General features: G+C 73.3%; 20 protein-coding genes and 1 pseudogene. 16 read left to right on the top strand and 5 right to left on the bottom strand.

Features of this window, described 5'->3' with window-relative positions:
* The first annotated feature begins 23 nt into the window (after positions 1–23).
* Complete coding sequence (locus F0L17_RS10355; protein ID WP_162466034.1) at positions 24–2165, top strand: serine hydrolase; 2142 nt, start codon at positions 24–26, stop codon at positions 2163–2165.
* Positions 2166–2234: 69 nt separating this feature from the next.
* Positions 2235–3275 (top strand): YihY/virulence factor BrkB family protein, encoded by a 1041-nt coding sequence (locus F0L17_RS10350; RefSeq protein WP_155070847.1) that lies wholly within the window; start codon positions 2235–2237, stop codon positions 3273–3275.
* Here the strand turns inward: F0L17_RS10350 and F0L17_RS10345 are convergent.
* From F0L17_RS10345 to F0L17_RS10330, 4 genes and pseudogenes are all read right to left on the bottom strand, one after another.
* Positions 3240–3635 carry a DUF3618 domain-containing protein gene (locus F0L17_RS10345; RefSeq protein ID WP_155070846.1) on the bottom strand — a complete coding sequence of 132 codons (396 nt, stop codon included), beginning with the start codon at positions 3633–3635 and terminating at the stop codon, positions 3240–3242. The two genes, F0L17_RS10350 and F0L17_RS10345, sit on opposite strands and share 36 nt — an antisense overlap.
* Positions 3632–4054 (bottom strand): phage holin family protein, encoded by a 423-nt coding sequence (locus F0L17_RS10340; protein ID WP_155070845.1) that lies wholly within the window; start codon positions 4052–4054, stop codon positions 3632–3634. The genes F0L17_RS10345 and F0L17_RS10340 overlap by 4 nt, the downstream gene beginning before the upstream one ends.
* A gap of 145 nt (positions 4055–4199) precedes the next feature.
* A pseudogene (locus F0L17_RS28310) lies at positions 4200–4361 on the bottom strand (helix-turn-helix domain-containing protein); the annotation flags it as partial.
* A complete protein-coding gene (locus tag F0L17_RS10330; protein ID WP_155070843.1) occupies positions 4361–4939 on the bottom strand; it encodes a hypothetical protein in 579 nt (192 codons plus the stop codon). The gene F0L17_RS10330 and the pseudogene F0L17_RS28310, both read right to left, overlap by 1 nt.
* A gap of 292 nt (positions 4940–5231) precedes the next feature.
* Here F0L17_RS10330 and F0L17_RS10325 point away from each other — a divergent pair, with 292 nt between their 5' ends.
* The 6 genes from F0L17_RS10325 (at position 5232) to F0L17_RS10300 (ending at position 8432) form a co-directional block, all read left to right on the top strand.
* On the top strand, positions 5232–5672 hold the full coding sequence (locus F0L17_RS10325) for a helix-turn-helix domain-containing protein (protein ID WP_155070842.1): 441 nt from the start codon (positions 5232–5234) through the stop codon (positions 5670–5672).
* A gap of 341 nt (positions 5673–6013) precedes the next feature.
* Positions 6014–6430 carry a hypothetical protein gene (locus F0L17_RS10320; protein WP_162466033.1) on the top strand — a complete coding sequence of 139 codons (417 nt, stop codon included), beginning with the start codon at positions 6014–6016 and terminating at the stop codon, positions 6428–6430.
* Positions 6431–6527: 97 nt separating this feature from the next.
* Positions 6528–7112, top strand: coding sequence for a phage tail tube protein (locus F0L17_RS10315; RefSeq protein WP_155070841.1), 585 nt, complete (start codon positions 6528–6530; stop codon positions 7110–7112).
* Positions 7113–7239: 127 nt separating this feature from the next.
* Complete coding sequence (locus F0L17_RS10310) at positions 7240–7530, top strand: hypothetical protein (protein WP_155070840.1); 291 nt, start codon at positions 7240–7242, stop codon at positions 7528–7530.
* A 215-nt stretch (positions 7531–7745) separates the two neighbouring features.
* Positions 7746–7997, top strand: coding sequence for a hypothetical protein (locus F0L17_RS28305; RefSeq protein ID WP_338018028.1), 252 nt, complete (start codon positions 7746–7748; stop codon positions 7995–7997).
* Between the two features lie 213 nt (positions 7998–8210).
* Entirely contained in the window at positions 8211–8432 is a 222-nt protein-coding gene (locus tag F0L17_RS10300; RefSeq protein ID WP_155070838.1) for a hypothetical protein, read from the top strand.
* A gap of 45 nt (positions 8433–8477) precedes the next feature.
* Here the strand turns inward: F0L17_RS10300 and F0L17_RS10295 are convergent, their stop codons facing one another.
* Positions 8478–8885, bottom strand: coding sequence for a DUF3592 domain-containing protein (locus tag F0L17_RS10295; RefSeq protein WP_155070837.1), 408 nt, complete (start codon positions 8883–8885; stop codon positions 8478–8480).
* Positions 8886–9027: 142 nt separating this feature from the next.
* Between F0L17_RS10295 and F0L17_RS10290 the strand changes: the two genes are divergently transcribed.
* The 8 genes from F0L17_RS10290 (at position 9028) to F0L17_RS10255 (ending at position 17677) form a co-directional block, all read left to right on the top strand.
* Positions 9028–9573 (top strand): hypothetical protein, encoded by a 546-nt coding sequence (locus tag F0L17_RS10290; protein ID WP_155070836.1) that lies wholly within the window; start codon positions 9028–9030, stop codon positions 9571–9573.
* A gap of 30 nt (positions 9574–9603) precedes the next feature.
* Positions 9604–10818 carry a phage tail family protein gene (locus F0L17_RS10285; protein WP_155070835.1) on the top strand — a complete coding sequence of 405 codons (1215 nt, stop codon included), beginning with the start codon at positions 9604–9606 and terminating at the stop codon, positions 10816–10818.
* A gap of 64 nt (positions 10819–10882) precedes the next feature.
* Positions 10883–12214: a hypothetical protein gene (locus tag F0L17_RS10280; RefSeq protein WP_155070834.1), complete on the top strand. Its 1332-nt coding sequence runs from the start codon at positions 10883–10885 to the stop codon at positions 12212–12214.
* Positions 12215–12239: 25 nt separating this feature from the next.
* Positions 12240–13193, top strand: coding sequence for a phage distal tail protein (locus F0L17_RS10275; RefSeq protein ID WP_162466789.1), 954 nt, complete (start codon positions 12240–12242; stop codon positions 13191–13193).
* Positions 13194–13239: 46 nt separating this feature from the next.
* Complete coding sequence (locus F0L17_RS10270) at positions 13240–14367, top strand: hypothetical protein (protein ID WP_155070833.1); 1128 nt, start codon at positions 13240–13242, stop codon at positions 14365–14367.
* Positions 14364–15464: a hypothetical protein gene (locus F0L17_RS10265; RefSeq protein WP_155070832.1), complete on the top strand. Its 1101-nt coding sequence runs from the start codon at positions 14364–14366 to the stop codon at positions 15462–15464. Before F0L17_RS10270 ends, F0L17_RS10265 begins: the two co-directional genes overlap by 4 nt.
* Positions 15465–15467: 3 nt before the next feature.
* A complete protein-coding gene (locus F0L17_RS10260; protein WP_162466032.1) occupies positions 15468–16178 on the top strand; it encodes a hypothetical protein in 711 nt (236 codons plus the stop codon).
* A 41-nt stretch (positions 16179–16219) separates the two neighbouring features.
* Entirely contained in the window at positions 16220–17677 is a 1458-nt protein-coding gene (locus tag F0L17_RS10255; protein WP_155070831.1) for a phage tail protein, read from the top strand.
* Positions 17678–17722 lie beyond the last annotated feature (45 nt).

Genomic DNA, 17722 nt, shown 5'->3' with positions numbered 1-17722 from the left:
GCGAGAGCAAGCAGGAGGCATAGGTGGCGGGCAAGTCCCCCGACAGGTCGGTCCGGCAGATTTCGTTGGGGGAGACGACGGAGGAGGCCGGAACGGTTCCCGAGCGGTCCCGCGACCCTCGGGTGGCGCTGTACGAGGCGCCCCGTGAGTCGGAGGAGTCGACCGGGGAGACCGGGGAGGCCGACAAGGAGCCGGAGACCGGGGCGCCCGGGAGGGCCGAGGGGGCCGAGAGGGCCGCCGGATCCGCGGCGGCAGGGAAGCCCGCCGACACGGACGGTGCGGACGACGCGGACGGTGTGGAGGACGCGGAGGACGCGGAGGACGGCGCGGCCCGGAGCGCCTCCGGGGAGGACGACCGCGACGCGGCGGCCGGGCCGGAGGAGAGCCGGGAGGAGGCCGACGGACCGGAGGAGGCCGAGGCGGAGGCCCGGAAGGAGCCCGCCGGAACCACCACCGAGCCCACCGAGCCCACCGAGCCCGCCGAGGCCGACCAGGGGGAGACGGTGGAGGAGACCGGTGAGGCCGCCTCCGACGAGGACCCGGACGGGAGCCGGGGCGGGAAGGAGCCCGCCGCCGACGACCGTCCGGCCGACGGGAGGCCGTCGACGGCCAAGCCGGTCGACCAGACCACCGCCATGCTCCGGGTACGCCCCGACCGGACGGGTTCCGCCGATGGGGAGAGCGACGTCGAGCGGACGAGCCGCTTCGTGCCGCTGCGGTCCCCCGACGCCCCCCGGCCGCTCACGCCCACCCCCTCCGCCCCGTCCGCGCCCACCACCGCGTCCGACGGAGCCGCCGGGTCCACCGGTGCCACCCCCTCTCCCGAGGCCGCGGCGGCATCCGAGCCGCCCGAGGCCGAGCGGACGAGGCAGCAGCCGCTGCCGCCGCACCGTCCCCTGGAACTGCTGGCCGAGCTGACGAACAAGCCCGCGCCGCCCCCGACCCCGCTGCGGACCGCGTTGCGCCGCCTCAAGATCTGGTCGCCGCTGGTCGCGCTGCTGGTGATCGCCTTCGTGGTGGTCCAGCTCCTGCGCCCGTTGCCCGAACCCGAACTGAGGCTCACCGCCCCCGCCACGTACTCCTTCGGCGGGGAGAAGCCCGAGCTGGCCTGGCCGCCGGAGGGCCAGGCCGTCGTGGAGGTCGAGGGGCTCGGCTCCCTCGGCACCTACGGGGAGCAGAAGCCGGTGCCGATCGCGAGCGTGGCGAAGGTGATGACCGCCTACGTCATCCTGCGCGACCACCCGATGAAGGCGGGTGAGGAGGGACCCCTGATACCCGTGGACAAGCAGGCCGAGGAGGAGGCGGCCCTCAGCGCCCAGGGGGAGTCGACCGTCGAGGTCGAGGAGGGCGAGGAAATCACCCTCAACGAGGCGCTCCACGCCGTGATGATCGCGTCCGCGAACAACGTGGCACGGCTGCTGGCCCGGTGGGACACCGGCGGCTCGGAGGAGGAGTTCGTCAAGAAGATGAACGCCACCGCCGAGGAGCTCGGAATGACCAACACCACCTACACCGATGCCAGCGGACTGCGGCAGGACACCGTCAGCACCGCCGCCGACCAGGTGAAGCTGGGCAAGAAGGTGATGGACTTCGAGGTGTTCCGGGAGATCGTCAAGAAGCCCTCCTACGAGGACCGCAACGGCCACAGCCACCGCAACTGGAACGGTCTCGTCCCCTACAACAACGCCATCGGCATCAAGCCCGGCACCACCACCGCGGCCGGCGGCAACCTGCTGTTCGCGGGGGAGAAGGAGATCGGCGGCACCACGCAGCTGATCGTCGGAGCCGTGCTCGGCCAGCACAAGCCCCCGATCATCGACACGGTCGTCCACGAGAGTCGGGAACTGCTGATCTCCACGCAGGAGGTCCTGCGGACGGAGAAGGTCGTCGCGAAGGGCGACGTGGTCGGTTACGTGGACGACGGCCTCGGCGGTCGGACACAGGTGGTCGCCACCGAGGACGTCACGGCCGTCGGCTGGTCCGGGCTGAAGGTGGAACTGGCCCTCACCGACGGCGGCGAGGGTGTGCCGGGCACCGCGGAGGCGGGCGAGACCGTCGGCACCCTGACCGTCGGCAGCGGACCGGGCCAGGTGAAGGTACCGGTGGCCGTCCGGGAGGAGATGACCGAGCCGGACGTGGGGACGCGTCTCACCCGCGTCCTGTGACGCCCGTGTCGGACGCGGCGGGTGCGGGTCGGCGGCCGTGCCGCCTCCCGCCCCGCCCCGCCCGCGCACATGACCGGGCCCGCTCCGGCAATCCGTAGGGGCATGGCGAAGACGTGGTGGACCGTACTGCGCGGCACGGTCAAGGAATTCCTCGACGACGAGATCGCGGACCGGGCGGCGGCCCTCACGTACTACGGCGTGCTGTCGATCTTCCCGGCCCTGCTGCTGCTCGTCTCGCTGCTCGGTGTGGTCGGCGAGACGGCGACCAGGCACATCCTGGACAACCTGGAGCAGCTCGCCCCGGGGCAGGCCCGCGAGATCCTGCGCGACGCGGTGGACGAGATCCAACGCGGCGGCGGCGGTTTCCTGGCGGTCGTCAGTCTGCTGGCCGCCGTGTGGGCCGCTTCCGGTTACGTCGCGGCGTTCATCCGCACCGCCAACCACATCTACGACATCCCCGAGGGGCGCCCGGTGTGGAAGCTCACGCCGCTGCGCATCGGCGTCACGCTGATGCTGATGGTGCTGCTCGCGCTGAGCGCGCTGATCGTGGTCTTCACGGGTGGGGTGGCCGAGCAGGTGGGGACGGCCATCGGCATGGGCGAACAGGCGCTGCTGGTGTGGTCGATCGTGAAGTGGCCGGTGCTGGTGCTGCTGGTGGCGTCGATGATCAGCATTCTGTACTGGTCGGCGCCCAACGCCCGGCTGCGGGGGCTGCGCATGGCGCCGGGCAGCGTGCTGGCGGTGTTGCTGTGGGTGGTCACCTCCGCGGGGTTCGCCCTCTACACCGCCAACTTCGGCTCGTACAACAAGACGTACGGCACCCTCGCGGGCGTCGTCGTCTTCCTGGTCTGGCTGTGGCTGTCGAACCTGGCGATCCTCCTGGGTCTGGAACTGGACGCGGAGCTGGCCCGGCGGCGGGCGTACGCCGGTGGTCTCCCGCGGGGCGAGGAGCCGTACGTGGAGCCGCGCGACACCACCAAGTGGCCGCGCTCGCTGCGGCGGGAACTCAGGGCCCGCCGAAGGGAGCGCCGCGGGGGCGGACGGGCGCCCGAGACGCCGGACGCTCCCGGCGCCTCAGCGCGCGAGGCGCGCGGTGAGGCGCCGGAATGAGGCCGAGGGCCGCGGGTCGTACACGGGGATCCGCCGCCACGGTCGCCCTCCGCCGCCACCCGGGCCACCGTGTCGCAGGTGCCGCGCAGCCACCAGCGCCGCCACCGTCACGGCCAGGGTGGCGCCGCCCACGACGGCCAGGGTGCGCGCGTTGCGCCGGCCGGCCCGTGCCGCCTTTGACGCCTTCCGGCGGGCCATGGCCCTGACGTCCGTCTTGGCCGTCAGTTCCTCGAGGGTGTCGCCCAGCTCCCGGCGGGTGCGCTCGATCCGTTCGCGGAGTTCCGCGGGGGTCTCCGGATCGGAGGGGATGCCCGGGGCCTGGAGGTCCGAGCCGGCCGGCACGGTGTCGCGGGCGCTCATCGCCGTACCCTTCCCCTGATCTCGTGAAAGTCGTCCTGCACGCCGCGCAGCGCCCGTTCGGGCTTCGCCGGAGTCGCCCTGCGCACTTCCTGCCGGCCCAGGACGGCCAGCACCCCGGCGACGAGCAACAGCACCACCATGACGACCAGGGCGGACAGCCACACCGGCCACACCACGGCCAGACCGGCGATCGCGGCCGCCACTCCGGCCTGCACCGCGATGAAGGCGATGGTCGCGGCGGCGCCCAGCATTCCGCCGCCCAACCCGGCCCGCTTGCCCTTCTCGGTCATCTCCATCTTGGCGAGTCGCAACTCCTCGTGGAGGAGCTGCGACATCTGCGTGGTGGCGCGCGCCACCAGTTCGCCGACGGAGTGTTCGTCACCTCGTCGGTGCCCGTCCGTCCGATGTGCCGTGGTCATCGTCGTTGCGCTCCCCTCGTGGGTCGGCACTTCGGGTACCTCCGATCACCGCCCGCTAACCACGACTCACCCGTTCGTCGGGTCCGAGGGCGCGGTGCTCCGAGCCGGCGGCCGTGTCGGCGGCCGTGCCGACGACCGCTCCGCCCCGGTGGACGGAGCGTTCCGCGGCGAAGACGTCCTCCAGGCGGTAGAGCAGGGCGCGCCCCTGTCGACCGGCCGGGGCGAGTCGACCGAGCTGGACCCACTTGCGGATGGTGGCCGAGGAGACCGACACCTCACGGGCCGCCATGGCGCCGGTGACCAGCATCAGACCTCACCGCCCGGCAGTTCGTGCCGTTGCCAGGCGTGCCGGTGGGCGGGGTCGGTGCGGCAGTCGCACTCGGGGTCGTCACAGCGGCAGCCGGGGTTGATGCACAGCACGGCGCGGCGTTCGGGGAAGGCCCGCAGGGAGACGGAGTCGCACCACGGGCAGCGGCCGGCGACGGCCGTCATCGGCTCGCTCTCCCCCAGCACCCGCGCGCAGCGGCGGGCCATCCTCCGGGCCTCGTCCCGGACGTGCTCGGCGAGGACGGGGTGCTCCCCGACGCGGTCGAGCAGGTTCAGCACGCGTCCGATCCGCTGCGGGACCCGGGCCCGTCGCGGGCGGGGGAGACCGAGCCGGTCGTGGACGGCCTCCTCCAGTTCGGTCACGCCGTCGGTGATGTCGCGGACGGCGTCGGAGACGTGCAGGCGTAACGGGGCGGTGGCGCGGCTGGGGTTGACGGGCCCGGGGGTGGCGGCGGGTACGGCGGGGCTGCGGCCGCCGGGGGCCAGTTCGCCGAGGAGCTCGGGGAACTGGCGGCGCAGCGCGCCCAGCCAGTGGGCCGTTTCGGTGTGGAGGCTCATGCTGTTTCTCCCGCTTCTCCCGCTTCTCCCGCTTCTTCCGACCGTCGCGGCCGGCTCGGACCGGGGCGGGACGGTCGGTCGGTGCTCGCCGACGCACGGACGACGGACGCCATGGGGCGACCCCCTTGATCTGGTCGGGTGTTCGAGGCGAAGCCCCATGATCGTATGTTGCGTGCAAGCACGCAACAAGTTTTCACGAGAGCGTCGCCCGGGCCATCCATTTCGCGCTCGATAGCACGTAATGCCGCGCGCGAAAGCACGTTATGCTGAACGCTCACGAAGGGGGCGAGTCATGGCGGCTGCTCAGGACCTTGAAGGCTTCGCGTCCTGGATCGAGGGGCTGATCCGGGAGCGGGGCTACGACATCGACAGCCCGCGGGGCGGCGGCAAGTCGCGACTCGCCGACGCCGCGGGCGTGCACCGTGCGGCGATCACCCGGCTGCTGCGGCGGCACAGCATGCCCGACCTGGAGACCATGCGCCGCCTCGCCCGGGTCCTGCGGGTCCCGGTCCGGGAGATGCTGATCCGTTCCGGGCAACTCACCGCGGAAGAGTTGCCGCCGGCGTCCGCCGCGCAGCCCCCCGGGGAGGGGGCGGACGGGACGCTCACCCTGCGGCGCGCCGCCGAGTTGCTGGGCATCCCGGTCGAGCAGCGGGAGATGTTCGTCCGGGTGGCGGGTCAGTTCCTGCCGGAGGGCGGTCGGCCGGAGGTGCCCGCGCGCCGTCGCGCCTGACCGGGGGCGGGCCGTCCGGCCGGCCCCCGGGGTCCGCCGACTCCGGGGACGCGGATGTGGTCGGCGCGTGGGGTGTCGTGCCCGGCCGCACGGGCGCCGGACACCGGACACCGGGCGCCGCGCGGCCCGCCGGTGGCTCGAGGAGAAGCCGGGAGGGAGCGGGGGAGTGGCGTTCCGTGGGCGCTTCGGGAGATTTTCTTCCGCCACCTAGTTGCGCGCGCGCACGATCTGGTTCACACTTGGAGGCAGCGGCGGAGCTGTACCCACATCCGGGTCACGGCCCGCCGTTCGTCATGGGCGGGCCGCACGGCCCGCCCGCCTCTCAAGGAAGGAGGAGGCGTGTGGTCGATCCGCTGCTCACGTTCCCGGACGTCGAGCGCCTGATCGTCGACTTCCTCAGCGACCGGCCGGAGCTCGTCGGGGTGACGGTGGACAACGTTCCACCGGCCGACTTCGACGGGACGCAGCGCGTGGTGCTGGTCTCCCGGGTCGGCGGGGCGTGGATCGACGATCTCCACCTCGACAACCCACTGGTGGAGTTGGAGGTCTACGGACCGGACAAGACCACGGCCCACACCGACTCGCTGGGCATGCGCGCCGCGCTGCTGCGACTGCGCGGCACCACCCACGGGACGGCCACGGTCACCGACGTGGTCGAGGCGGACGGTGTCCGCTGGCTGCCCGACTACAACCGGCTCGACGCCAACCGCTACCTGACCACGGTGCGGCTGTCGCTCACCCCGGCCCGACCCGCCTGACGGCGGTCGCGCCACCCCATCCAGGGCCCCGCCCCCGGCGGGGCCCTTCGCATGCGCGCGGGACGGCCCGCGCGCCCGAACCGAGGAGTCGCCTCACATGGCAGGTATGAACCCCAACCAGATCCGCGTGGCCGGCAACGGCCGCATCCTCGTCGCCCCGGTGGGCACCGCCGCGCCGGCCGACACCGCCTCCGAGTGGGGCACCGGCTGGACCGACGTCGGCTACACCAGCTCCGACGGCGTGAAGTTCGGCCGCAAGGAGAAGACCTCCCAGGTCGACACCTGGCAGTCCGTCGGCCCGGCCCGCTTCATCTACGAGGACCGGGACATGACGGTGAAGTTCAGCATGCTCCAGTTCAACCCGGACACCCTGCCGCTGTACTTCGGCGGCGGCGAGGTCAGGGAGACCGCGACCGGCTCGGGCGTGTACCAGTACGACGTGCTCTCCGACCCGATCCCGGACGAGCGGTCGCTGGGCCTGGAGTTCACCGACGGCGAGGAGGTCGTCTACCGCTTCGTCCTGCCGCGTGGCCAGGTCACCGACACCGACGAGGTCGAGATGAACCGCAAGGGTTCGCTGAAGCTCGGCGTCACCTTCACGGCGATGGCGGTCGACGCCGCCACCCCGCTGGCCACCTGGCTGGTCAAGGACCCCGACTTCGCCGGCACCACCCCGGCCTGATCCGGCCCGCCCGCGGGACCGCACCGCACCACACGGCACAGCACCGGCGCCGGGCCCTCGGGCCCGGCGCCTTCCGCTTCCGTATCGATCCCGACACCCCGACACCCCGACAAGGAGTCGACCGGATATGACCACGTTCGACGTCAACGCCGCACGCGCCCAGCGCAGGGAGGCCCAGGGCCGCGCCTGGACCTTCACCATCGACGGCGACACCTTCGAGATGCCCGGCGAGCTCAGCCGCCGCACCGCCCGCGCCCTGCGCGAGCTGGACGACAACGACATCGACGGCCTGCTGCGCCTGCTGCTGGGCGAGGAGCAGTTCGACCGCTTCGACCGGCACGACGTCTCCATGCAGGACGTCGCCGCGATCCTGGAGGCGTACGGGAAGGCCACCGGGCTCGGCCTGGGGGAAGGCTGAGCCTCGACGCGTTCGTCGACGAACACGCCGAGGCACTGGAAGCCGACCTGCTCCGGTACTACGGGGTCGATCTCCTGGACTGGTACCGCGGCGGGCTCTCCTCCCGCCGCCTGGCCGTCCTGATCCGCCACCTGCCGCGCGACAGTGCGGTCAACCTCGCCGACCACGGGGAGGCGGCCCAGTGGGGTGCGGCCGAGCACCTGCTGGCCGCGGCCGTGGACCACCTGGCGGCGGCGAACTGGATGACGGCCGCGCTCCACCGCGACGAGGACGACGAGCCGCCGGAGTACCCGGAGCCGGTCCCCCGGCCCGGACAGCGGCCGGAGGGGCCGGAGGAGTCGGAGGGGCCGGAACCTCGGGAACGGGGTCCGGATGAAGGGGAGTTGGGCGACACGCCCGGCGCCGCGCCGGAGCGCGCGCCCGTCTCCGGCCCCTCCGCGCGGGAGCTGGCCCGCTTCTTCGGCTGAAGGAGGCCGCCGGCGGGCCGTCCCCGCCCGCTTCCCGGTGGACGGGGACGGCCCTGGTCCGTACCAAAACGAAACTGTGTTCGATTTTTTGCTCGGTGCGGCCGTATGATGACGCTGGGTACGCAACATCCCCCACTCCGTTGCGCGCCCACAACCCCCGTGTACGCATCCAAGCAGGTCACATGGCACCAGGTGCCGGAGAGGGTGATAGGGGTGGCAACGGAGAGCTACGAGGACCACCAGGACACGGCCCGGACGGAGGCCGCCGGGGAACTCCAGCGTCTGCTGGGCGGGATACTCCGGCACCTCGACGGGCCCACCGCCGAGCGACTGCTCCTCGCGATCCGCGTGGAGCTGGACGCCCGCGACGCCCGCGCCTACGCCGCCGGCTGGCAGGACGCGATGGAGGCCGCCGGGAGCGATCGGGCCGGGTGAGGGGGTGCCGGGGCCGGGCCGGGGCGCCGCCTCCCCGTCCCGGTCTCAGACCAGCAGGTAGTAGAGCCCCATGACGCCGAAGGTCAGGCTGACGCCGATCGGCACCATGCAGAAGGCGTAGAACCCCTTGGGCGGCATCTCGCCGTTCACGACCGCCTGGGCCTGACCCCGCGGATCGTAGTAGACCTCGGCGGTCCCCCCCAGGTGCACGGGGATGGTCGGACGGGCGCGGGTGGACGCGAACCGCCGCTCCCCGTCGGCGTCCTCGTAGGCGATGATGCTGGACACCCAGCCGCCCGAGGTCCAACGCATGTTGACGCACTTGCCCGTGGTGCGGACGCCGGAATCCCCCCGGGCGAACCTGTCGTTCCGCAGGTGCGGAAGCAGGAGCCTGACCCCCAGGGTGCCGATCGCGATGCTCAGGATCGTGAAGAGCAGGCCCACAAATTCCATCCCGGCAGATTACTTTTCCATCCGGTGCTCCGTCAACGCCCGCCCGGGAAAGGGAAATCACGATTCCGCGGCGCGCTCCCGCGAGTGGCGGGGCGTTTACGGTGCGGGCCTTTCGAAACGGTTCGAGTGAAGAGGAGGAGAAATGTCGGAAGCCGATGGGGAGAACGTTTTTTACATCGCGCCGGGCGCCGAGGAGACGACCAGTGCCCTTGAGAGCGTCCAGCAGTGGTGGTCCGAGCACTTCAAGGTCGTCAACGACTCGGTGCAGGGGCTGTACGCCAGTTTTCAGGCGTTCAAGACGGACATCTCGCTGGGCACCTTCGCCTATGACCTGGTGAAGTTCGACGAGAGCGGATTGACGGTCGCCGGTGTGCAGGTCTGGAAGCCGAATTACATCCAGGATCTCGAGACCGAGCTGAACCGGAGGTGGCCGCAGCTCGGAAACGAGCCGCCGGTCACCAGGGCGGAGGTCGAGCAGAGCGTCGCGACGGTCCGCCGGACGGCGGCTTCCGCACAGGAGGAGGCCCGGCGGACGTCGAGCGACCTGAGGAACATGCGTCAGCGGGTGTCCGAGGCGCGCGCACCGCGACAGGAGCCGAGTCGGGGATTCATGGGACTGGGCCGCACGCGAGGGGACATCGCGCGCCTGCGTGCGGAGATCGAGTTGTTGAGGGCCGCTCTGGGCTAGGGCCGGCGAGCGGGCCCGGGAGGGTTGACCATGTCACTCAGCAGTGCGCTGCAACGGGCCTCGGGCACGTTGCGGCAGTTCAAATCGGCCTCGGACACGGCCGGACGGGCCGCGACCGGCCTGGGCCGGCAGGCGGCCGCCGCGGACCGGAGCGTCACGCGGATCACCACCGGCGCGAGACGCACCAACAAGGAACTGACGACGATGAAGAGGGCGGCCGACCAGGCCGCCCTCTCCGTTTCCAAGCTGGGCCGCGAGGCCGCCAAGAGCGGTCCGCGGATGACGCGGATGCAGCAGGGGGCCAAGAAGGCCTCCGGCGGCTTCAAGCAGCTCAACAAGGAGATGAAGGGCAACATCTTCGGGACGCTGCTCTCGCTGCTGACGCCGGTCATCGAGAAGATCGTCGCGATGGCCACCCAGTCGAAGACCATGCAGCGGGTGATGAAGAAGGTCTTCACCGTGGTCGGCGAGGTCCTCAAGAAGGCCATGAAGGTCATCGGGCCGCTGCTGAGCAGCCTGGGCAGGATCTTCAAGTCGGTCTTCAACGGCATCAGGACGGCCGTGTCCGTGGTGGTCAAGGCCATCGTGAAGGTCGTCAGGACCTACTTCGCCATCTGGAAGGCCGTCATCACCACGGCCGTCCGGGCCGTCCGCAACACCATCGGCGCCGTGATGAACGGCATCAAGAAGGTCGTCCAGCCCGTCGTCAACTGGATCAGGACCACGATCCCGGCCGCGTTCCGCGCCGTCCGGGACAGGATGAGCCAGATCTGGGGCCGGCTCGCCGGCATCGCCTCACGGGCCTTCGGCAAGGTCAAGAACGGTGTCAGGGGGCCGGTCAACGGCGTCATCGACATCATCAACCGGGCGATCCGGCGCATCAACGGCATCAGGGTGTCGATCCCCGGCTGGGTGCCGATGGTCGGCGGCAAGACCTTCGGCGTCAGCCTGCCCACCATCCCCAGGCTCGCCGAGGGCGGTGTCGTCACCCCCCGGTCCGGCGGCGTGCCCGCGATCCTCGCCGAGGCGGGCGAGGCCGAGGCCGTCCTGCCGCTGTCCAAGCTGGACTCGCTGCTGGGGCCGACCGCGGCCAGGGCGGGCCGGGGGACGCCCGGCCCCCACGGCACGGGCGCCGCCGCGGCCGGTGCCGGCGGACTGCACATCGAGCACTACTACGCCGCCGAGACCGGCGACCCGCAGCGGACCGCCGACGCGCTGATGCTCCTGGCCAAGGCCCGCGGATGAGGGCCCCGAGCGCACCGCGCCCGGGGCCGGAGGGTGCGGGGGGAACGAGAGGAGGTGGCAGACCGTGCCGCTGAACCAACTGGCCCTCGCGAGCCCCGCGTTCGCCGGCTTCGGTGGAGCGCTGGGCCGGACCCGCGCCGGTCTGGCCGCCAACACCCGGGCCGTACGGGCCGCGCAGCGGGCGGCGGCGGCCGTACGCGGCTCCGTCCAGCGCTCCGCGACCGAACTGCGGCGCACGCTCCCCGCGGCCGGGGCCGCCGGCCAGGGGCTGGCGGGCCTGGGGCGCCGGGCGGGCGCCGCGCACCCGCGGCTGACCGCCGCCCGGCCCAAGGCCACCGCCGCCAACCGGGAACTGAAACGGATCAGGAGCGGCGCGGCCCAGGCGGCGACGCTCTCCGGCGGCATCTCCAAGGGCGCCGGCCTCTTCGGTCGGCTCGGCGGCGTGTTCGGCGTCGGACTGCGCCTGGGCGCCGGGGTGATGAAGCTGGTCAACACCGTGATGAAGGCCAATCCGTGGGGGTTGGCGCTCTCCCTGGTCGCCCCGCTGGTCCTCTACCTGGTCGACGCCGCCGCGCGGTCCGAGGCCGGGCAGCGGATCATCCGGCAGGGCAGCGCGGCCCTGGCGCAGGGCGTGCGGACGGTCGCCAAGGTGATCGAGCCCGCCGTGCGGACGGTGGTGAAGATCGCCACCGGCTATGTCCGGGGCTATCTCACGGTCGTCACCGCGGTGGTGAAGTGGCTGGCGAACATGGTGCGCGACCCCATGGGCACCCTGCGGCGGACCGTCTCCTCCGCGGGCGGCGCGCTGCGCTCGATCGCCGGCCGCACCATGGGCCGGATCAGGAGCGCCGTCCGCTCGGCGCTGAACTGGCTCACGACCGGGCCCCGCGCGATGTTCGACCGGGTCGCCGGAGCGACGCGCCGCGTGCTGGGCGGGATCGCCGGATTCCTGGAGTCGGGCATGCAGCTGGTGCTGCACGTCCTCAAGGCGCCCATCAACGGGCTGATCGCCTTCGCCAACTGGTTGATCGACGGCCTCGACAGCCTCGGCGTCAGCATCCTCGGCAAGAAGTTCGGCGTGAACATCCCCAAGATCCCGCAGCTGGCCGCCGGCGGTGTCGCCCTGCCCCGGAGCGGGGGAGTGCCGGCGGTCGTCGCCGAGGCGGGCGAGGCCGAGGCCGTCCTGCCGCTGCCCGCGCTGCGCCGGCTGATGGACCGCGCCGCCCGCCACACCGCCTCCGCGCGGATGCGGGGCGGACGGATCGAGCACTACACCGAACCCGCCGAGCGCGGGCCGCTGGGCGTCGCCGACGACCTGCTCTTCCTCGCCCGCACCGCCCACCCCGCGCAGCCGGGCGCCGAGGTGCTGCCGGCGGGGACGGGAGCGGCACCGTGAACAGGAAGCGAGGACACCGACCGTGATCGACACCGGACAACTCCACAACGGCCAGGAGACACCCCCCGGCTCACTGATCACCCGCGACGGGCAGATCCAGTGGGCCGGGGCTCTTTTCGGCCCCGGCACCCCCTACCAGATCGACGCCAAGGGCATCACCGGCTGGGACGACCTGCCGGACCTGGAGACCGGCGACGTCGCCCTGCCCGACCGGCACGGCGCCTGGCCCGGCGCGCGCTGGGCCAAGCCGCGCACCGTCTCGGCGACCGTCTGGCTGCTGCCGGACACCGTCGAACAGGCGCGCGGCACGATGCGCGGCTTCCGGACCGCCACCGTCCCCGACGGCGGCGAACGGTGGCTGGCGGTGCGGCTGCACGGCGAGACGCTGGCCTGCCGCGCCCGCGTCAGCCGCCGCGTCGTCCCCCAGGGGCGCGGCTACGTGGTCCAGGGCGCCGCCAGGGCCGAGCTGCAGTGGGTGGCCACCGACCCGCGCCGCTTCGGCGTCCGGGAGCAGCGGACCGTGCTGCGCCTGCCGCAGCCGGAGAGCGGCCTGGCCTGGACGGCCCCCGGCGCCCCGGACGGCACCCCGGGGGCCGGTCTGGCCTGGCCGCTGGACTGGGGCACCGTCGGCTCCACCGGCTCCGCGACCGCCCGCAACTCCGGGGAGACGGCCGCGCACCCGGTCGTCGAGTTCCGCGGCCCGGTGCACCGCCCGTCGCTGACCCGGCTGACGGACGGGCTGCGGCTGAGCTACGGCATCACCCTCGCCGCCGGCGAGGTGCTGACCGTGGACACCCAGGCCGGGACGGTCGTCCTCAACGGCACCGCCTCCCGGCTGTACACCGCCACCGCCCGCTCGGCCCCCGAGCAACTGTTCCTGCTGGAACCCGGCGAGACCCCGCTGGCCTTCCGCTCCGAGGACGCCGTCCCCGACCCCGGCGCCACGGTCACCGTGCGCTGGCGCGACGCCCACTGGTGACCGGTCCCGACCCCGGCACCCACCACCACGACCACAGGAGGACCCCATGCCCGTGCGCACCGCATGGCTGCTCAACCGCACCGAGAACGGCACCGGACAGTCCCGCGCCGACACCCGTCTGGCCCCCACCGGCACCATGACCCCCGCCGGACAGCTCGCCACGCGCGGCGGCGTGATCCCCGGCTCCCCGGACGGCGCGTGGGCGCTGTCCGGGCTCTACGTCTACGGCCAGTCCGCGGGGATGACCGCCATGGTCGCCTCCGGCCGCGCCGTGGTCCAGGGCGACGAGTCCGCCGGCGCCTACCCGGTCGCCGTCACCGAGTACACCCCGCTCACCTTCGCCGACGGCGACCCGAACAATCCGCGCATCGACCTGGTGGTGCTGCGGGTGTACGACGAGACGCAGGACACCGAGTCCGGCCGCGCCGAGGCGGCCCTGGAGATCGTCCAGGGCACCCCGGCCGCCACCCCAAAGATCCCGGCCACGCCGCGCGCCGCGCTCGCCCTCGCCGCGGTGCGGGTCCCCGCGGGAGCCTCGGAGGGCACCGGCGGGATCGACTGGACCTCGGCCGTCGGCGACCTGCGCCGCGCCACCGTCGCGGTCGGCGGCATCGTGCCGGAGGAGTGGCCCAGGGACATCCCCGGCAGCTACCCCGGCCAGTACCGGGACATCGGCGCCGGCGGCCTGCAACGGTGGGACGGCACCGCCTGGCAGCCCTACCCGCCCACTCCCCGGTGGCGGGAGTGGACGCCGGAGTGGACCACCAGCACCGGCCGGTCCACCCCTTCGTTCGGCAACGCCACGGTCCAGTGCCGCTACGTCCACACCGGCACCCTGGTGCACGCCTCCCTGGGCCTCTACTTCGGCTCGACCACCCGGTTCGGCTCCGGGGGCTCGGGCGACAACTGGCGGTTCTCCCTGCCGGTCCGGGCGTCCGGAACCAGTCACGCGGTCGGCTTCGCCGGACTCCAACTCGGCCTGCGGGAGCGGCGCATCGCCCGGGTGCGCCTGACCACCCCCGGCCACCTGGAGCTGGAGGTGTCCTCCGGCGACCTCGACGGCACCGCCTCCCGGCACGGCGGTCTGGTGGACGCGGTCACCCCGTGGGTCTGGGAGAGCGGCACGCACATCGCCGCGACGCTCACCTACGAGTCCGCGGAGCCGGCCGAATGAGCGGGCGGACCGCCGTCTACCGCGCCGTCTTCTGCGACCTGCGCACCGACCGGGTGGTGGACGTCCTGCCGCTCACCGAGGCCAAGTTCGACGACTACATCGGCAAGCCCGGTTCGCTCACCGCCACCGTCCCGCTGCCGGACGCGGCGCTCGCCCGCCGGGCGCGCGCCGCGCTCCGCCCCGGCCGCACCGCGGTCTGGTTGGAGCGCGACGGGGACGTGTGGTGGGGCGGCGTGCTGTGGACCTGCACCCCGCAGTCGGACGAACAGGGCCGGACGAAGGTCGAGTTCCAGGCCGCCACCTTCGACTCCTACCTCGACCACCGGATCCTCTCCGGCGACGTGGTGGGCACGGCCACCGACCAGTTCGACATCGTCCGCGCGCTCGTCGACCACGTCCAGGCCCAACCGGGCGGCGACATCGGCCTGACGTACGGGACGGAGGCGTCCGGGGTGCGGCGGGACTTCGCCTACGCCTACACCGGCCTGGCACGGGTGCGGGAACTGATCGACAAGCTGGCCCGGCTCGACGACGGCTTCGAGTGGCGCGTGCACTGCCACCGCGACGCACGGGGCCGCCGCGTCAAGCGGCTCCGGCTCGGCCACCCGAGGATCCACACCGGACACGGCGACATCGTGCTGGACCACCCCGGCGCGGTCCTCACCTACAGCCTGCCCTCGGACGCCACCGTGCAGGCCAACGTGTGGGTCGCCCGGGGCGAGTCGGCCAACTCCGACCAGTCCCAGGAGTCGGTGCCGCTGACGGCGCGGCGGGTGGCCGCCGCCGACATCGCGGGCGGCTGGCCGCGGCTGGAGTCCAGCTCCGACCACTCCTCCGTCCGCGAGGAGGCCGTGCTGGACTCCGTCGCCCGCGCCGAACTGGCCCGGCACCGCCGTCCGGAGACCATCCCGCAGGTCACCGTGTTGATGGACGGCCGGATCTCCCCGGCCCTGCTGGGCGCCCGGCTGCGGCTGCGCATCCACGACCTGTGGCACCAGGAGGGAGCCGACGACCGGTACCGGATCGTCGGGCTGGCCGTCACACCGCCGCAGCGCACCAAGGCCGAGACGGCGACCCTCTACCTGGAAGGAGCCTGATCCGTGGCCATCATCCCCACCGATCTGCTGGACCGGCTGCGCACCCTGGAGCGGCAGGTGCGCGACCTGATGGGCAGCGCCAACACCAGCCCGCCGATGAACCGGATCAGCGGCGGTGACGTCGTCATCGGCGACGGCGGCCGGCTGCGGGTGCGCACCCCCGGCGGCGAGGACCTGCTCTACCTGGGGCGCGTCCAACCGGACCGGCCCGGCAGCGAACCGCAGCAGGGCCTGGTGGTGCGCCGCGACGACGGCTCCCTGGCGCTGACGGTGTGGACCGGCAGCCCCGACACCCTGCCCGACCAGCCGGTGCAGATCCTCGACCGCAAGGGCAACGTGGTCGTCGCCGACGACGCCCGACACCGCGGCCTGGCCCGCCCCTACGTGCCCTATCCGCTGCCCGCGCCGGTGGCGGTGGGCCGCTGGGAGTCCACCGACTCCGCCGCCTGGACGACGCTCTTCCGCGGCCCCGGCATCGTCCAGCACCCCAGGCTGTACTGCCACGTCGCGGCGGAGGGCACCGCGGACGCCCGGATCCGGCTGGTGTGCGACGGCGAGCGGGTGGGCCCGGAGGGAGGGCCGGAGGGCCTGGAGTTCACCGAGCTGCTGAACGCCGAGTACGGCGCGACGGTCACCTTCGAGGTCCAGGCCGTGGCGACAGCGGGCGGCACCGTGCGCTGCCGCCCGCTGGCCCTGTACGGCGTCCAGTCCTGACGCGCCGCCACTTCCCCACCGACGAGCAAGGAGGCACCTCGATGCTGCCCGAATCCATACCCACCGTCACCGTCACCGCGCGGTACCTGACCCCCGACGGACGGCCGATGACCGGCACCGTCGAGTTCCGGCCGCCCGCGCTGCTCACCCACGCCGACACCGACGTCATCCTGGGCGGCCCGACCGTGGTCGCCCTGGACGACGAGGGCCGGATCGACACCGTCCTGCCCGCCACCGACGGGGAGGGCTGGAATCCGTCCGAGTGGGCCTACACCGTCACCGAACAGCTCTCCGGACTGTCCCGGAAGCGCACGTACCGGATCGTGCTGCCCACCGCGCGGCCGCGGGTGGACCTGGCCGACATCGCTCCGGTGGACCCCGCCACCCCCGACTACGTCGCCGTTCCCGGCCCGCAGGGCCCGCCCGGCGAGCCCGGTCCGCAGGGCCCGCCCGGCGAGCCGGGGGCGGTGCGGTCGGTCAACGGACACACCGACGCCGACATCGTCCTGGACGCCGCGGACGTGGCCGCCGTACCGGCCGCCTCGGTGGGCGCTCCCGGCGGTGTCGCCTCCCTGGACGCCCAGGGCCTGGTGCCCGCCGAGCACCTGCCGGCCGGTACCGGGGGCGCGGTCGCCTCCGTCAACGGACTCACCGGCGAGGTGGTGCTGACGGCCGCCGACGTCGGGGCCCTGGATCCGGCGACGGCCGACGGCCGCTACCTGACCGCCGACGAGGTGCCCGTGAGTTCCGTCAACGGCCGCACCGGCGCGGTGGAGCTGAGCGCGGGCGACGTCTCGGCCGTGCCCGCCGGCGAGGCCGTGCTGCTGGCCGGTGGCCAGACGGTCACGGGCGCCAAGACGTTCACCGTCCCGCCCTCGACCTCCGCCGACCCGGCCACCGGCGACCAGCTCGCCCGCCGCTCCTACGTGGACGCCGTGTCGGCGGCCGGCACCTGGGCCCCGGCCGCCCTGGGCTTCGCCGGGTGGTCCTTCGACCCGGCCACCACGAGCGCGACCACGCCCCAGTACTGCATCAACGGCTGGCTGTACCTCATCGGCGTCCCGTTGCACGCGCCGCACACCGTCTCCAACGTGGTGTTCTACACCCCCGGGTACGTCGGGGGCACGCTCAGCAGCAACTCCTACGCCGGCCTGTACACCAGCGCCGGGCAGCGGGTGGGCGTCACCGAATCCCTCTCCGGGGCGATCCCGGCCAACCGGGGCCGCACGATCGTCATCCCGCTCGACGCCCCCTACTCCGCCCAGCCCGGCAGCTACTGGATCGCGCTGCTGGTCAACGGCCCGTCCGACAAGGGCGACGGGCCCGGCTTCGCGCGCGGCGCCGGCATCGGCAACGCCCCGGCCGGCAGCGCCCGGATGCCCGGCGCCTTCGTCCGGCACGGGCGACTGTCGAGCACCGGGCAGACCTCGCTGCCCGCCTCGTTCAACCCGTCCACCGTGGTGGCCGACTCCAACGCGATCTGGGCGGCCCTGTCCTGACCCGCGGCCCCGTGGGCACGGGCCGCTCCCGGACCGGACACCGAG

Source organism: Streptomyces taklimakanensis (assembly GCF_009709575.1).
GTDB classification, from domain to species: Bacteria; Actinomycetota; Actinomycetes; order Streptomycetales; family Streptomycetaceae; genus Streptomyces; species Streptomyces taklimakanensis.
The sequence above is the reverse complement of the archived record's forward strand: the minus strand, read 5'-3'. Positions and strand labels throughout refer to the sequence as shown.

What these genes read in the sequence shown, in the direction of transcription:
- F0L17_RS10345 (WP_155070846.1), bottom strand. Translation starts at nt 3,635, where the DNA reads ATGAGCGCCCGCGACACCGTGCCGGCCGGCTCGGACCTCCAGGCCCCG.
- F0L17_RS10330 (WP_155070843.1), bottom strand. Translation starts at nt 4,939, where the DNA reads ATGAGCCTCCACACCGAAACGGCCCACTGGCTGGGCGCGCTGCGCCGC.
- F0L17_RS10285 (WP_155070835.1), top strand. Translation starts at nt 9,604, where the DNA reads ATGTCACTCAGCAGTGCGCTGCAACGGGCCTCGGGCACGTTGCGGCAG.
- F0L17_RS10325 (WP_155070842.1), top strand. Translation starts at nt 5,232, where the DNA reads ATGGCGGCTGCTCAGGACCTTGAAGGCTTCGCGTCCTGGATCGAGGGG.
- F0L17_RS10310 (WP_155070840.1), top strand. Translation starts at nt 7,240, where the DNA reads ATGACCACGTTCGACGTCAACGCCGCACGCGCCCAGCGCAGGGAGGCC.
- F0L17_RS10295 (WP_155070837.1), bottom strand. Translation starts at nt 8,885, where the DNA reads ATGGAATTTGTGGGCCTGCTCTTCACGATCCTGAGCATCGCGATCGGC.
- F0L17_RS10265 (WP_155070832.1), top strand. Translation starts at nt 14,364, where the DNA reads ATGAGCGGGCGGACCGCCGTCTACCGCGCCGTCTTCTGCGACCTGCGC.
- F0L17_RS10255 (WP_155070831.1), top strand. Translation starts at nt 16,220, where the DNA reads ATGCTGCCCGAATCCATACCCACCGTCACCGTCACCGCGCGGTACCTG.
- F0L17_RS10270 (WP_155070833.1), top strand. Translation starts at nt 13,240, where the DNA reads ATGCCCGTGCGCACCGCATGGCTGCTCAACCGCACCGAGAACGGCACC.
- F0L17_RS10290 (WP_155070836.1), top strand. Translation starts at nt 9,028, where the DNA reads ATGTCGGAAGCCGATGGGGAGAACGTTTTTTACATCGCGCCGGGCGCC.
- F0L17_RS10315 (WP_155070841.1), top strand. Translation starts at nt 6,528, where the DNA reads ATGGCAGGTATGAACCCCAACCAGATCCGCGTGGCCGGCAACGGCCGC.
- F0L17_RS10340 (WP_155070845.1), bottom strand. Translation starts at nt 4,054, where the DNA reads ATGACCACGGCACATCGGACGGACGGGCACCGACGAGGTGACGAACAC.
- F0L17_RS10350 (WP_155070847.1), top strand. Translation starts at nt 2,235, where the DNA reads ATGACCGGGCCCGCTCCGGCAATCCGTAGGGGCATGGCGAAGACGTGG.